Below are 13,218 nucleotides of genomic sequence, written 5' to 3' on the forward strand. Positions count from 1 at the left end.
AGGCGGTTCGATGTACAGGTCGTACATCGAACCGGGCGCACTGTCCGTGCGGGAGCGTGAGTCAGAACGCGTCGGCGAAGGCGATGTTGTAGACGGCCACGCGCTGCGGGACCCCGGCGAACGCCTCGGCACGGGCATCCGACGCCATGTACTCCTTCTCGAGAGCGAGGAACGCCTCCTGGTCGCCCTCGGCGCTGACCGCCCACACGAACTCGTTCGACTCGCGAAGCCCGTAGGCGAACTCGATCGCGAAGCCCGCCTCGGGCCGGACGCGCGGCATGCACCCCTGCCACCACGCGACGAACGCGTCGTATTCCCCTTCGACGAGCGTGTAACGGCGCAGCTGAATCGTCTTCATGACTTCTATACTGGCCGTGTCCGGCGGCTCGTTCCGCCGGTGCTCGAAAAAAGGGCACGCCAGACACATACGGTCTCGATCCGTCTCGTCTGGAAAGGCATTTCCATGCCCACCGTGTCCGCCCACGTCGCCGTCACCCTCGCCCGCCACATCGACCACGTCTTCGGGGTGATGGGCAACGGAAACGCCTGGTTCCTCGACGCGCTCGAGCGCTCGACTCCCGCCACCTACACCGCGGTCCGTCATGAAGCCGGGGCGGTCGTCGCCGCCGATGCCTTCCACCGCGCATCGGGCCGTCTCGCCGCCGCGACCGCGACCTACGGCGCCGGATTCACCAACACGCTCACGGCCCTCGCCGAAGCCGTCCAGGCGCACGTGCCCCTCGTCCTCGTCGTCGGCGATGAACCCACCTCGGGCCCACGACCGTGGGACGTCGACCAGATCGCGCTCGCGGCCGCGGTCGGCGCGCGCACGTACACGGTCGGACACGCGGATGCCGCGGCGACGACCGTCATCGCGATCGAGCACGCCCTCACCTACCGCGTGCCCACCGTGCTCGCGATCCCCTACGACGTCGCGACGCTCGAGGCGGGTGCCGTGCCGGACACGGCGGAGCCGCGGCTGCCCGCGCCGCTCGCCCCGACAGCGTTCGGGGGCGCGGCGATCACCGGGCTCGCGCGGGAACTCTCCGCCGCCGAGCGCCCCTTCCTGCTCGCGGGCCGCGGAGCCTGGGTCGCGGGCGCGAGCGCCGCGCTCGGAGTCCTCGCCGACGCGACCGGCGCGATCACGGCATCCACCGCTCTCGGCCGCGGGATCTTCCCGCGCGAGGAGTTCGACCTCGGTGTCACGGGAGGATTCGGAGCCGAGGACGCGATGGAGCTCGTCCGCGAGGCCGACGTCGCGGTCGTGTTCGGGGCATCGCTCAATCAGTTCACGATGCGGTTCGGTGAACTCTTCTCCCCCGGGACGCGCGTCGTTCAGGTCGACGTCGCGCCCACCGCGACGCATCCCCACGTGGGCGGGTACATCCGCGGCGATGCGCGGGTCGTCGCCGAAGCGCTCGTCGCAGCCCTCGCAGGAGCCACGTCGTCGGGATGGCGCGAGTCCGTCGCGGCCCCGGCGCTGCGGGCGCAGGATGCCGGCGACGGCATCGCTCCCGACGGCCGGCTCGATCCGCGGACCGTCGCGGCGCGCATCGGGGAACTCCTGCCGCAGGACCGGGTCGTCGTCTCGGACGGCGGGCACTTCATCGGCTGGGCGAACATGTACTGGCCCGTCGCGTCGCCCGACCGTATGATGATGGTCGGCACGGCCTATCAGTCCATCGGGCTCGGATTCCCGTCGGTACCCGGCGCCGCACTCGCGCAGCCCACCTCGACCGTCGTGCTGACGACCGGCGACGGCGGCGGGCTCATGGCGCTCGCCGACCTCGAGTCCGCCGTCCGGGTCGCGGGCGGTCGCGGGCTCGCGGTCGTGTGGAACGACGGCGCGTACGGCGCCGAGGTGAACCTCTACGGCCTCAAGGGTGTGGCGACCGGGCCCATGATGATCCCCGACGTGGACTTCGCCGGCCTCGCACGCGCCGTCGGCGCCGAGGGGGTCGTGGTCAGGACGATGCAAGACCTCGAACGGCTCGCGACGTGGACGACGGAGGATGCGGCATCCCGCCCCTATCTGCTGCTCGACGTGCGCATCTCGGGTGCCGTCGTCGCGCCCTACCAGCAGGAGATCATCCGCGTGAACTCCTGACGCGGGACCCGCTGCAGTGGTTCGAGCGTGAAGGTCGGGCGCCCTCGCCCTAGTCGACGGGTGCGCTGTCGGAGTCCGGAGCACGCCACTCCGCGATGAAGTCGGCGACGCTCTTGGTGTCGAGGTCGTGCCGCACCCGAGCGAGAAGGCGGTCGGACTCCTGCACGGTGCCGGCCGAGACGCGCAGCACTTCGTTGCCGGACTCGCGCCTCGTCACGACGAGGTCGAGGACGGACGGGCCCGATTCGAGGTCGTTCGTCATGAGCCCCGCAGCGAGCGTCGCGAGAGTGCGCAGCGCTTTCGCCCCGACCGAGCCGTGCTTGGGCAGGATCGCCGCATCGAGATACAGGGATGCCGGTTCGAACCCGTCGGGATGATCGGTCGTCATGCTTCGAGTCTGCACGAGCCTCAGCGCGCGGGGAGGAAGGCGCCCTCCAAGAACGCCGAGAACTCGTCGGACGCGTCGAGAGGCAGCACGGCCGCGACGTACTGATCAGGCCGCACCACGATCACGACGCCATCGCGCGAGAGGCCTCGCTCCTCGAAGATGTCGGTGGGCGTCCAGGTGCTCGGCGCGGCCGCGAAGACCTTCTCCCAGTCGGTCAACCCCAGGGGGCCGGTGCGCGGGAGGAAGACCTCGGGCACGGTCGAGATGTCGACCTCCTCGAACCGCGGTTGGTAGATGGCCTTCACGTCGAAGACGGCGTCCACGTCGGCGTCGGCGGGGGTGAATCGCCGCAGCGACGGTTCGACGCGCTGAGCCCACGCGGTGAGCGCCGCGCCGTCGACATCGGCGAAGGCGTAGACCCGCCACCGGCCGTCCGCCTTCGCGTGATGGCCGAGGTGCACGGCGTTCCCGTCGCTCACACGAACGACAGGGCTGCTCTTGAACCGCTTGCCGATCGGGAACCCGCTGGCGAGATCCTGATGCGCGTCGTCGCCGACGATCCGGGACGGGCCGTAGCGCGTCATGAACCCCGACGGGAACTCGGCGGTCGCGAGGTAGTAGGTCGCGAGCTCCTGCGGATCCGAGATCTCGCCGGGCTTGCGGGCCATGAGCGACGACCACTCGCGGTCGAAGTCGATGAGCTCCTGCGCGACCGGTCGGCGCTCGGCGGCGTACGTCGCGAGCAGCGCCTCGGGAGCGCGGCCCGTCAGCACCGAGCCGAGCTTCCAGCCGAGGTTGAAGCCGTCCTGCATCGAGACGTTCATGCCCTGCCCGGCCTTCGCGCTGTGCGTGTGGCAGGCGTCGCCCGTGAGGAAGACCCGCGGGCGGCCCTCGCCGTCGGGCGTGACGTCGTCGAAGCCGTCGGTCACGCGGTGGCCGACTTCGTAGACGCTGTGCCACGCGACCTCTTTGACGTCGAGTGTGTACGGATGCAGGATCTCGCCCGCACGGCGGATGATCTCGTCGATCGGCGTCTGCCGCACGCGGTGGTCGTCGTCGTCGGCGACTTCGCCGAGATCGACGTAGATGCGCGACAGGTAGCCGCCCTCGCGGGGGATGTGCAGGATGTTCCCCGCCGACGAGTTGATGGCGCACTTCGTCCGCCAGTCGGGGAAGTCCGTGTTCACCACGACGTCCATGACCCCCCACGCGTGCGCGGAGATGTCACCGACGTGGGTGCGACCGATCGCGTCGCGCACGCGACTGCGGGCGCCGTCGCATCCCGCCACGTACTTCGCGCGGATCGTGCGCTCCTCACCGTCGCGCCGCCCGCCGACGTAGCTGACGCGCACGTCGACGCCGTCGTCATCGATCTCGAGTCCTGTGAACTCGACGCCGTAGTCGGGCGCGATGCGCGCCGGCCCGTGCGCGGCCGACTCTGCGAAGTAGTCGAGCACACGAGCCTGGTTGACGATGAGGTGCGGGAACTCGCTGATCTTCAGCGCGTAGTCGTCGGTGCGCGAGGTGCGGACGATGTTCTCGGGGTGCTCCGGATCGGGCCCCCAGAAGTTCATGTAGGCGATGTTGTAGGCCTCGGCGACGATGCGCTCGGCGAAGCCGAAGGCCTGGAACGTCTCGACGCTGCGAGGCTGGATGCCGTCGGCCTGGCCCAGCACGAGCCGACCCTCACGACGCTCGATGATGCGCGTCGTGAGGGTCGGGTACTGCGAGAGCTGAGCGGCGAGGAGCATGCCCGCCGGACCCGAGCCCACGATGAGGACGTCGACCTCATCGGGGAGATCGTCAGGGCGATCGATCCCCGTGCCGGCGGCGGGCTGCACCCGCGGATCGCCCGACACGTACCCGTGGTGATGGAACTGCATGGGACTCCCTCGTCGCTACCAGGCTACGTCCGGCTCAGGCCTTCGAGAGCCCGTAGATCGGGCTCACCGCCTGCTCCGCCTCGTGGTCGGGGCCGAGCGGGATGCCCGACCGATCGCGCAGCAGGAGCGTCGCGACCAGGCCGATCAGCGTCATCCCCGCGAGGTACCACGTGACCGACATCGTGGTACCTGTCGCCTGCACCAGCGCCGTCGCGATCGTGGGGGCGAACGCGCCGCCGAGGATCGCGCCGATCGCGTACGAGATCGAGACGCCCGAGAAGCGGATGGATGCCGGGAACAGCTCCGAGTACAGAGCCGCCTGCGGGCCGTAGGTGAGGCCCAGGCCGATCGTGAGGATTGCGAGCCCCGCGAACATGAGGCCGATCTCGCCGGTGTTGACCAGCGGGAACAGCGTGAAGACGCCGACGAGCTGCAGGATCCAGCCGATGATGTAGGTCGTCCGGCGGCCGATGCGGTCGCTGATCCACCCGGCGAAGAACGTCGAGAGCAGCCAGGTGACCGCCGACCCCGCGACGGCCCACAGAACCGGTCCGCGTTCGAGCGCGAGGGGCCCCTCGGGGTTGGTCGCGTAGTTCTGGATGTAGCCGCCCGTCGTCATGTAGCCCACGGCGTTGTTGCCGGCGAACACGAGCGCCGCGATCACGACGAGCAGAGCGTGCTTCTTGAAGAGCTGCACGATCGGCATCTGCGCCTTCTCGCGACGCTCGGCGAGCTCGGTGAAGACCGGGCTCTCCTCGACGCGGCGACGCACGTACCAGCCGACGAGGATCAGCACGACGCTCAGCAGGAACGGCACGCGCCAGCCCCACGCGAGGAAGGCGTCGCCCGGGGCGATCATCGCCATCAGCGCCATGACGCCCGAGGCCAGCAGCAGTCCGAGCGGCACACCGATCTGCGGCGACGCGCCGAAGACGCCTCGTCGCTTCTTGGGCGCGTGCTCGACGGCCATGAGCACCGCACCGCCCCACTCGCCGCCCGCCGACAGACCCTGCAGGATGCGCAGCAGCACGAGCAGGATGGGCGCCGCGATGCCGATCGCCTCATACGTCGGCAGGACGCCGATCAGCGCCGTCGCGACGCCCATGAGGATCAGCGTCCACATGAGCACGACCTTGCGCCCGTACTTGTCGCCGAAGTGGCCGGCGAGGAACGCACCGAGCGGGCGGAACAGGAAGCTGATGCCGACCGTCGCGAAGCCCACGAGCACGCTGTTGGCGCCGAGCGGCGCGAAGAACAGCTGCCCGAAGACGAGGCCCACGGCCGTCGCGTAGATGAAGAAGTCGTACCACTCGACCGTCGTGCCGACGACGGTGGCGAAGACGACGCGTCGCCGATCGGCCGCCGTCGCGATCGTGCCTGTCGGGGTGAACCCGGGTTGCTGTGCGCTCATGTGTGTGACTCCCTCGTCGTGCCGACATCTCTGTGCGGGTCGGGATGTGCGAACACTTGCCCGATGACGACCGATCATATACGATTTCGAATACGACGCAAGAGCGAGGGAGCTCATGACACACGAAGAGGATGCCGCGGCACTGCCCGTCCGACCGGGCAAGATCATCGCGATCCACCTGAGCTACGCCTCCCGCGCCGATCAGCGCGGACGCCGCCCCGCGCACCCGTCGTACTTCTTCAAGCCGTCGAGTTCGGTGGCCCCGTCGGGCGCCACGATCGAGCGACCCGCCGGCACCGAGCTGTTGGCGTTCGAGGGCGAGATCGCGCTCGTCATCGGCACCGATGCCCGCCGGGTCTCGGCCGACGAGGCGTGGGCGCACGTCGCCTCCGTGACGGCGGCGAACGACTTCGGCCTGTACGACCTGCGCGCGAACGACAAGGGCTCCAACGTCCGGTCCAAGGGCGGCGACGGCTACACGCCCCTCGGCCCGCGCGTCATCGATGCGGCCACGGTCGACCCTGCCGCACTGCGCGTCCGGACCTGGGTCAACGGCACCCTCGCGCAAGACGACACGACGGCCGGGCTGATCTTCCCGCTCCCCCAGCTCGTGGCCGATCTCTCCCAGCACTTCACGCTCGAGGCCGGGGATGTCATCCTCACGGGTACGCCGGCCGGTTCCTCCGTCGTCACCCCCGGTGACGTCGTCGAGGTCGAGGTCGAGGCTCTCGGGTCGGGCGCCTCGAGCGGTCGCCTGGTCACGACCGTCGTGCAGGGGTCGGCGGTGTTCGACGCGTCCCTCGGTTCGCTCCCCACCGTCGACGACACGCAGCGCGCCGAGGCGTGGGGCTCGCGCGAAGCCGCGGGGCTCCCGCCCGCCGACGAACGCGGACTGTCGCCGGAACTGCGGGCGAAGCTCGAGTCCCTCCCCGTGGCTGCGCTGTCGCAGCAGCTGCGCAAGCGCGGCCTGAACGACGTCACGATCGACGGCGTGCGGCCGCTGCATCCGTCCGCCAAGCTCGTCGGCCCGGCGCGCACCCTGCGCTTCGTGCCGCACCGCGAAGACCTCTTCGCATCGCACGGCGGCGGCTACAACGCCCAGAAGCGCGCGTTCGATGCCGTCGGAGCCGGCGAAGTCATCGTGATCGAAGCCCGCGGCGAGGCGGGTTCCGGCACGCTCGGCGACATCCTCGCCCTTCGCGCGCACGCGAACGGCGCCGCCGGAATCGTGACCGACGGCGGCGTCCGCGATCTCGATGCCATCACGGCCGTCGGAATCCCCGTCTACACGGTCGGCGCCCACCCCGCGGTGCTGGGCCGCAAGCACGTCCCGTGGGACGTCGACCTCACGATCGCGTGCGGCGGTGCGACGGTGCAGCCCGGCGACGTCATCGTCGGCGACGCAGACGGCGTGATCGTCATCCCACCCGCGCTGGTCGACGACGTCGTCGAGGCGGCGCTCGCGCAGGAGGAAGAGGATGCCTGGATCGCCGAGCAGGTGCGGGCGGGGCATCCCGTCGACGGACTCTTCCCGATGAACACCGAGTGGAGAGCGAGGTACGACGCATGGCGCGCCGAGAACTGAACCTCGACGCCCTTGGCGAATCCGGGCTCGAGCATGCCACCAGGGCGACGCTCGGCAAGTCGCAGCAGGCGTACCTCTGGATCAAGGAGCGCATCGCGTCCCAGGAATTCACTCCCGGCTATCGTCTCGTGCTGAGCTCGATCGCCGGCGAACTCGACATGAGCGTCGTGCCCGTGCGCGAGGCGATCCGCCGGCTCGAGGCCGAGGGGCTCGTGATGTTCGAGCGCAACGTGGGCGCACGTGTGTCGATGGTGGACGACTCGCAGTACCGGTTCAGCATGCAGTCGCTGTCGATTCTCGAGGGAGCGGCCACGGCGCTCGCCGCGCGGCGTCTCACCGCCGACGACATCCGGCATGCCCGCAGCATCAACGACCTCATGGTCGAGACGCTCGACCACTTCGACCCGCGGGCGTTCACGCGACTCAATCAGGAGTTCCACTCGGCGCTGTACGAGAAGTGCCCGAACCCGCGGATGCTCGACCTCGTGCACTCGGAATGGGCGCGGCTCGGTCACCTGCGCGACTCGACATTCAGCTTCGTCCCCGGCCGTGCCGCCGAGTCGGTGCGCGAACACGAGAACATCGTGCAACTCATCGAGACGTCGGCTCCGCTCGGCGAGATCGAGAAAGCGGCCCGGCGGCATCGCTCGGCCACGCTCGACGCCTACATGATCCACGAGCACCCCGACGAGGCCCTCGGCCTCCCGGCGTTCTGACCCACTCCACCGAAGGAGCACGCATGGCCCCGCACATCCCGGCAGATCTGCCCGACCGCATCCGTCACTACATCGACGGCGAGTTCACGGACTCCGTCGACGGCGACACCTTCGACGTGCTCGATCCCGTATCGAACGAGACGTACGTCACCGCCGCGGCGGGCAAGAAGGCCGACGTCGACCTCGCCGTCGCCGCGGCGCGACGCGCTTTCACCGAGGGGCCGTGGCCGCGGATGCTGCCTCGCGAGCGGTCCCGCATCCTGCACCGCATCGCCGACATCGTCGAATCGCGCGACGCGCGGCTCGCCGAGCTCGAGTCGTTCGACTCCGGCCTGCCGATCACGCAGGCGCTCGGCCAGGCACGTCGGGCGGCCGAGAACTTCCGCTTCTTCGCGGACCTGATCGTCGCCCAGACCGACGACGCGTTCAAGGTCCCCGGTCGTCAGCTCAACTACGTCAACCGCAAGCCGATCGGCGTCGCGGGCCTCATCACGCCCTGGAACACGCCGTTCATGCTCGAGTCGTGGAAGCTGGGCCCGGCGCTCGCGACGGGCAACACCGTCGTCCTCAAGCCCGCCGAGTTCACCCCGCTGTCGGCATCGCTGTGGGCGGGGATCTTCGAAGAGGCGGGACTCCCGAAAGGCGTGTTCAACCTCGTCAACGGACTCGGGGAGGATGCCGGCGATGCGCTCGTGAAGCATCCCGACGTTCCGCTCATCTCGTTCACGGGCGAGAGCTCTACGGGCCAGTTGATCTTCGCGAACGCCGCTCCCTACCTCAAGGGCCTCTCGATGGAGCTCGGCGGCAAGTCGCCGGCGATCGTGTTCGCCGACGCCGATCTCGAGGCGGCGATCGACGCGACGATCTTCGGCGTCTTCTCGCTCAACGGCGAGCGCTGCACCGCCGGCAGTCGCATCCTCGTCGAGCGTTCGATCTACGACGAGTTCGTCGAGCGGTACGCAGCACAGGCGTCGCGCGTGATCGTGGGCGATCCGCACGACCCGAAGACGGAGGTCGGGGCGCTCGTGCATCCCGAGCACTTCGCGAAGGTCATGTCCTATATCGAGATCGGCAAGTCCGAAGGCCGGCTCGTTGCGGGCGGTGGACGACCCGAAGGCTTCCCGACGGGCAACTTCGTGCAGCCGACGGTCTTCGCCGACGTCGCGCCGGACGCGAGGATCTTCCAGGAGGAGATCTTCGGGCCTGTCGTGGCGATCACCCCGTTCGACGACTGGGAGGACGCCCTCGCCCTCGCGAACGACACGAAGTACGGTCTCGCCGCCTACCTGTGGACGAACGATCTGCGGGGCGCGCACAACTTCGCGCAGTCGCTCGAGGCGGGAATGGTCTGGCTCAACTCGAACAACGTCCGCGACCTGCGCACACCGTTCGGCGGAGTGAAGGCGTCGGGCCTGGGCCATGAGGGCGGCTACCGCTCGATCGACTTCTACACCGACCAGCAAGCCGTGCACATCACGCTCGCGTACGAGCCTCACAACCCCACGTTCGGCAAGGGCGACGCGCCCGCCGCCCATTGATCCGCCCACGCACGCAAGGACGCATGACATGAGCCACCGTGACGAGATGACCCTCACCTCCTCGGGCTACTACGTGAGCCAGGAGGCACCGATCTCCTCGAGCGACCCGATCCCTGTGCCCGAGGCCTCTCCGCCCGACATCCTGCGCTGCGCGTATATGGAGCTCGTCGTCACCGACCTCGCGGCGTCGCGCGTCTTCTACGTCGACATCCTCGGTCTGCACGTGACGGAGGAGGACGACGACGCGATCTATCTGCGCTCGACGGAGGAGTTCATCCACCACAACCTCGTCCTGCGCAGGGGTTCGCTCGCCGCTGTCGCCGCGTTCTCGTATCGTGTGCGCAGCGACGACGACCTCGACAAGGCCGTCGCCTTCTACACCGAGCTCGGCTGCGATGTGCGCCGCGAACCCGGCGGCTTCACGAAGGGCATCGGCGACTCGGTCCGCGTCATCGATCCGCTCGGGTTCCCGTACGAGTTCTTCTACGCGACGGACCACCAGGAGCGGCTGTCCTGGCGCTACGACCTCCACGTTCCGGGCGAGCTCGTGCGCCTCGACCACTTCAACCAGATCACGCCCGACGTTCCTCGCGCGGTGGGCTTCATGCAGTCGCTGGGGTTCCGCGTCACAGAGGACATCCAGGACGAAGAGGGCACGGTGTACGCCGCGTGGATGCGCCGCAAGCCCACCGTGCACGACACCGCGATGACCGGCGGCGATGGGCCGCGGATGCACCACGTCTGCTTCGCGACCCACGAGAAGCACAACATCCTCGCCATCTGCGACAAGCTCGGCGCCCTCCGCCGATCCGACGCGATCGAGCGCGGCCCCGGTCGTCACGGCGTGTCGAACGCGTTCTACCTCTACCTGCGCGACCCCGACGGGCACCGCGTCGAGGTGTACACGCAGGACTACTACACGGGCGATCCCGACAACCCGGTCGTGACGTGGGACGTCCACGACAACCAGCGTCGCGACTGGTGGGGCAACCCCGTCGTGCCGTCCTGGTACACCGACGGATCACTCGTCCTCGACCTCGACGGCAACCCACAACCCGTCGTCGCCCGCACCGACTCGAGCGAGATGGCGGTGACGATCGGAGCCGACGGCTTCAGCTACACGAGGCCCCAGGACGACGCCGCGATGCCGGAGTGGAAGCAGGGCGAGTACAAGCTGGGTCATCAGCTGTGACGCTGCACTCCGACGAGATCGCGGCGATCGCGGACGAGCTCGCCGCGGCCGACCGCGCTCACGGCGTCATCCCCCGCATCACGGCACGGTTCCCCGAAGCGACGATCGAGGATTCCTACGCGATCCAGGGGGTGTGGCGCGATGCGAACATCGCGGCCGGCCGCACGCTCGTGGGTCGCAAGATCGGTCTCACCTCGAAGGCGATGCAGGATGCCACGGGCATCACCGAGCCCGACTACGGGGTCATGTTCGACGACACCGTCTACCCGAGCGGCTCCGACATCCCCGTCGAACACTTCTCGAACGTCCGCATCGAGGTGGAGCTCGCCTTCGTGCTGAAGGTCCCGCTCGAGGGACCGGACTGCACGCTGGAGGACGCACTCGCGGCGATCGACTACGCCGTGCCGGCGCTCGAGATCCTCAACTCCCACATCGAACTCGAGGGCCGCACGATCATCGACACGATCGCCGACAACGCCGCGTACGGCGCGATGGTGCTCGGCGAGGTGCGCAAGCGCCCCGACGAGATCGACCTGCGGTGGGTGCCCGGCCTGCTCTACCGCAACGGCGAGATCACCGAGACGGGCGTGGCCGCCGGCGTGCTCGACCACCCCGCGCGGGGCGTGGCGTGGCTCGCGAACAAGTTCCATCAGCACGGTGCACGCCTTGAAGCGGGCGAGATCATCCTGGCAGGCTCGTTCACACGCCCGATGTGGGTGTCGCGGGGCGACGAGGTCCTGTGCGACTACGGACCGATGGGGACGATCTCATGCCGCTTCGTCTGACGCCCACCCTTCGCGAACGACTCCGCACGGCGGAGCGACCGCTCGCCGGCATGTGGGCCAGCTCGGGCAGCGCACTCGTCGCCGAGATCTGCGCCGGCTCGGGTCTGGACTGGCTCCTCATCGACATGGAGCACTCCCCCAACGGCCTCGAGTCCGTGCTCGCTCAGCTGCAGGCCGTCGCGGCCTACCCGATCACGCCCGTCGTCCGCGTGCCGATCGGCGACATCGTGACGATCAAGCAGGTGCTCGACCTCGGCGCACAGAACCTGCTCGTGCCCATGATCTCGTCGGCCGCCGAGGCCGAGGAAGTCGTCGCATCCGTTCGCTATCCCCCGCGCGGTCGCCGCGGCGTGGGCTCGGCGCTCGCCCGCTCCGCGCGCTGGAACCGCGTCGACGACTACCTCGCCGACGCCGACGACCACACGTCGCTCTTCGTGCAGATCGAGACGACGACGGGCGTCGAGGCCGCCGGCGAGATCGCGGCGGTCGACGGTGTGGACGGCATCTTCGTCGGACCGTCCGACCTCGCGGCGTCGATGGGGCTCCTCGGCCAGCAGGGGCATCCCGACGTCGAGGCCGCCGTCCTGCGCACGTTCGAGGCCGTCCTGGCGGCGGGCAAGCCCGTCGGCGTCAACGCCTTCGATCCCGCGACCGCTGATCGGTACCTCGCGGCCGGGGCGAGGTTCGTGCTCGTCGGCGCCGACGTCGCGCTGCTCGCACGAGGCTCCGAAGCACTCGCCGCGCGGTTCGGAGCTTCCGGCGATGTCAAGGGCACGTCCTACTGACGCTGAACTGCGATGCTGGGCTCATGCAGAGAGACGTGTCGAGCCGCATCATCCTGGACGTGACCGAACCCGCCGACCTCGTGTTCTCGGTCGCCGTGTCGGGCCACTACGCGCCCAATCACGAAGTGTTCGCCGCCGCGGTCGACGGTGTGCCGATCCCGAGCACCGAGATCTTCGACGTGCACGGCACTCGGCTGCACCGGGTGGATGCGGGAGTCGGGCGGCTCGAAGTCGACTACTCCGCTCTCCTCCTCGGTGCCGGGGACACGGCGATCGCCCACGACGTGGACGTGCTCACCTACCTCCGGCCGAGCCGATACGCGCAGAGCGACGAACTCGCCGCCACCGCCGCGGCCGAGTTCGGGGGCATCGACGACGACGCCGAGCTCCTCGCCGCGGTCTCGTCGTGGGTGGGGACCCGCCTCGCCTACGTGCCCGGGTCGTCCCTCCCGACCGACGGCGCGACCCGCACACTTCTCGCCCGCCAGGGCGTGTGCCGCGACTACGCTCACCTCTGCGTGGCGCTCCTGCGGGCGAGGGGCGTCCCTTCCCGGGTCGTCTCGGTCTACGCCCCGGGACTCTCGCCGATGGACTTCCACGCCGTGACCGAAGCCTGGGTGGATGACGCGTGGCGAGTCGTGGACGCCACGACCCTCGCGCCCCGCTCGACGCTCGTCCGCATCGCAACGGGTCGGGATGCCGCAGACACGGCGTTCCTCAACGTGCTCTCGGGCCGCGCGGATCTCGTCGACGTCACGGTCACCGCGACGGTCGATTCCCTTCCCGACGACGATGTCACGCAACTGGTATCGATCAGCTGAAGCCGCA

12 protein-coding genes are annotated in these 13,218 nt (G+C 69.4%); 8 read left to right on the top strand and 4 right to left on the bottom strand.

The genetic code is table 11. The features are described 5' to 3' along the window. Positions 1 to 61: 61 nt before the first annotated feature. Positions 62 to 358: a hypothetical protein gene (locus tag MA876_RS14625; protein ID WP_248150984.1), complete on the bottom strand. Its 297-nt coding sequence runs from the start codon at positions 356 to 358 to the stop codon at positions 62 to 64. A 105-nt stretch (positions 359 to 463) separates the two neighbouring features. On the opposite strand from MA876_RS14625, the gene MA876_RS14630 reads away from it, so the two are divergent. Beyond that, positions 464 to 2,107 (top strand): thiamine pyrophosphate-binding protein, encoded by a 1,644-nt coding sequence (locus tag MA876_RS14630; protein ID WP_248150986.1) that lies wholly within the window; start codon positions 464 to 466, stop codon positions 2,105 to 2,107. Positions 2,108 to 2,156: 49 nt separating this feature from the next. On the opposite strand, the gene MA876_RS14635 is transcribed toward MA876_RS14630, so the two are convergent. From MA876_RS14635 to MA876_RS14645, 3 genes are read right to left on the bottom strand one after another with little or no spacing between them, the layout of a single operon-like run. Then, a complete protein-coding gene (locus MA876_RS14635; RefSeq protein ID WP_248150988.1) occupies positions 2,157 to 2,495 on the bottom strand; it encodes a hypothetical protein in 339 nt (112 codons plus the stop codon). Positions 2,496 to 2,515: 20 nt separating this feature from the next. Further along, on the bottom strand, positions 2,516 to 4,378 hold the full coding sequence (locus MA876_RS14640; RefSeq protein ID WP_248150991.1) for an FAD-dependent monooxygenase: 1,863 nt from the start codon (positions 4,376 to 4,378) through the stop codon (positions 2,516 to 2,518). 34 nt (positions 4,379 to 4,412) lie between these two features. Further along, a complete protein-coding gene (locus MA876_RS14645; protein ID WP_248150993.1) occupies positions 4,413 to 5,789 on the bottom strand; it encodes an MFS transporter in 1,377 nt (458 codons plus the stop codon). Positions 5,790 to 5,904: 115 nt separating this feature from the next. Here MA876_RS14645 and MA876_RS14650 point away from each other — a divergent pair, with 115 nt between their 5' ends. Genes MA876_RS14650 through MA876_RS14680 form a run of 7 tightly spaced genes read left to right on the top strand, consistent with a single transcriptional unit; the run spans position 5,905 to position 13,211 of the window. Beyond that, entirely contained in the window at positions 5,905 to 7,374 is a 1,470-nt protein-coding gene (locus tag MA876_RS14650; protein WP_248150995.1) for a fumarylacetoacetate hydrolase family protein, read from the top strand. Beyond that, positions 7,356 to 8,090, top strand: a complete 735-nt coding sequence (locus MA876_RS14655; RefSeq protein WP_248150998.1) for a GntR family transcriptional regulator — start codon at positions 7,356 to 7,358, stop codon at positions 8,088 to 8,090. Before MA876_RS14650 ends, MA876_RS14655 begins: the two co-directional genes overlap by 19 nt. Before the next feature lie 23 nt (positions 8,091 to 8,113). Next, a complete protein-coding gene (gene hpaE / locus MA876_RS14660) occupies positions 8,114 to 9,628 on the top strand; it encodes a 5-carboxymethyl-2-hydroxymuconate semialdehyde dehydrogenase (protein ID WP_248151003.1) in 1,515 nt (504 codons plus the stop codon). Positions 9,629 to 9,656: 28 nt separating this feature from the next. Then, positions 9,657 to 10,820 (top strand): 3,4-dihydroxyphenylacetate 2,3-dioxygenase, encoded by a 1,164-nt coding sequence (hpaD, locus tag MA876_RS14665; RefSeq protein ID WP_248151005.1) that lies wholly within the window; start codon positions 9,657 to 9,659, stop codon positions 10,818 to 10,820. 2 nt (positions 10,821 to 10,822) lie between these two features. Beyond that, positions 10,823 to 11,605 carry an FAA hydrolase family protein gene (locus tag MA876_RS14670; protein WP_248151167.1) on the top strand — a complete coding sequence of 261 codons (783 nt, stop codon included), beginning with the start codon at positions 10,823 to 10,825 and terminating at the stop codon, positions 11,603 to 11,605. Beyond that, the gene (locus MA876_RS14675; protein WP_248151008.1) at positions 11,590 to 12,390 is read left to right on the top strand and encodes an HpcH/HpaI aldolase family protein; all 801 of its coding nucleotides are present in this window, start codon (positions 11,590 to 11,592) and stop codon (positions 12,388 to 12,390) included. The genes MA876_RS14670 and MA876_RS14675 overlap by 16 nt, the downstream gene beginning before the upstream one ends. Positions 12,391 to 12,413: 23 nt before the next feature. Further along, on the top strand, positions 12,414 to 13,211 hold the full coding sequence (locus tag MA876_RS14680; protein WP_248151011.1) for a transglutaminase-like domain-containing protein: 798 nt from the start codon (positions 12,414 to 12,416) through the stop codon (positions 13,209 to 13,211). The last annotated feature ends 7 nt before the right edge of the window (positions 13,212 to 13,218 follow it).

It is taken from the genome of Microbacterium aoyamense, assembly GCF_023155855.1.
GTDB lineage: Bacteria > Actinomycetota > Actinomycetes > Actinomycetales > Microbacteriaceae > Microbacterium > Microbacterium aoyamense.

What these genes read in the sequence shown, in the direction of transcription:
- hpaE (WP_248151003.1), top strand. Translation starts at nt 8,114, where the DNA reads ATGGCCCCGCACATCCCGGCAGATCTGCCCGACCGCATCCGTCACTAC.
- MA876_RS14680 (WP_248151011.1), top strand. Translation starts at nt 12,414, where the DNA reads ATGCAGAGAGACGTGTCGAGCCGCATCATCCTGGACGTGACCGAACCC.
- MA876_RS14675 (WP_248151008.1), top strand. Translation starts at nt 11,590, where the DNA reads ATGCCGCTTCGTCTGACGCCCACCCTTCGCGAACGACTCCGCACGGCG.
- MA876_RS14635 (WP_248150988.1), bottom strand. Translation starts at nt 2,495, where the DNA reads ATGACGACCGATCATCCCGACGGGTTCGAACCGGCATCCCTGTATCTC.
- MA876_RS14625 (WP_248150984.1), bottom strand. Translation starts at nt 358, where the DNA reads ATGAAGACGATTCAGCTGCGCCGTTACACGCTCGTCGAAGGGGAATAC.
- MA876_RS14650 (WP_248150995.1), top strand. Translation starts at nt 5,905, where the DNA reads ATGACACACGAAGAGGATGCCGCGGCACTGCCCGTCCGACCGGGCAAG.
- hpaD (WP_248151005.1), top strand. Translation starts at nt 9,657, where the DNA reads ATGAGCCACCGTGACGAGATGACCCTCACCTCCTCGGGCTACTACGTG.
- MA876_RS14655 (WP_248150998.1), top strand. Translation starts at nt 7,356, where the DNA reads ATGGCGCGCCGAGAACTGAACCTCGACGCCCTTGGCGAATCCGGGCTC.
- MA876_RS14630 (WP_248150986.1), top strand. Translation starts at nt 464, where the DNA reads ATGCCCACCGTGTCCGCCCACGTCGCCGTCACCCTCGCCCGCCACATC.
- MA876_RS14645 (WP_248150993.1), bottom strand. Translation starts at nt 5,789, where the DNA reads ATGAGCGCACAGCAACCCGGGTTCACCCCGACAGGCACGATCGCGACG.
- MA876_RS14640 (WP_248150991.1), bottom strand. Translation starts at nt 4,378, where the DNA reads ATGCAGTTCCATCACCACGGGTACGTGTCGGGCGATCCGCGGGTGCAG.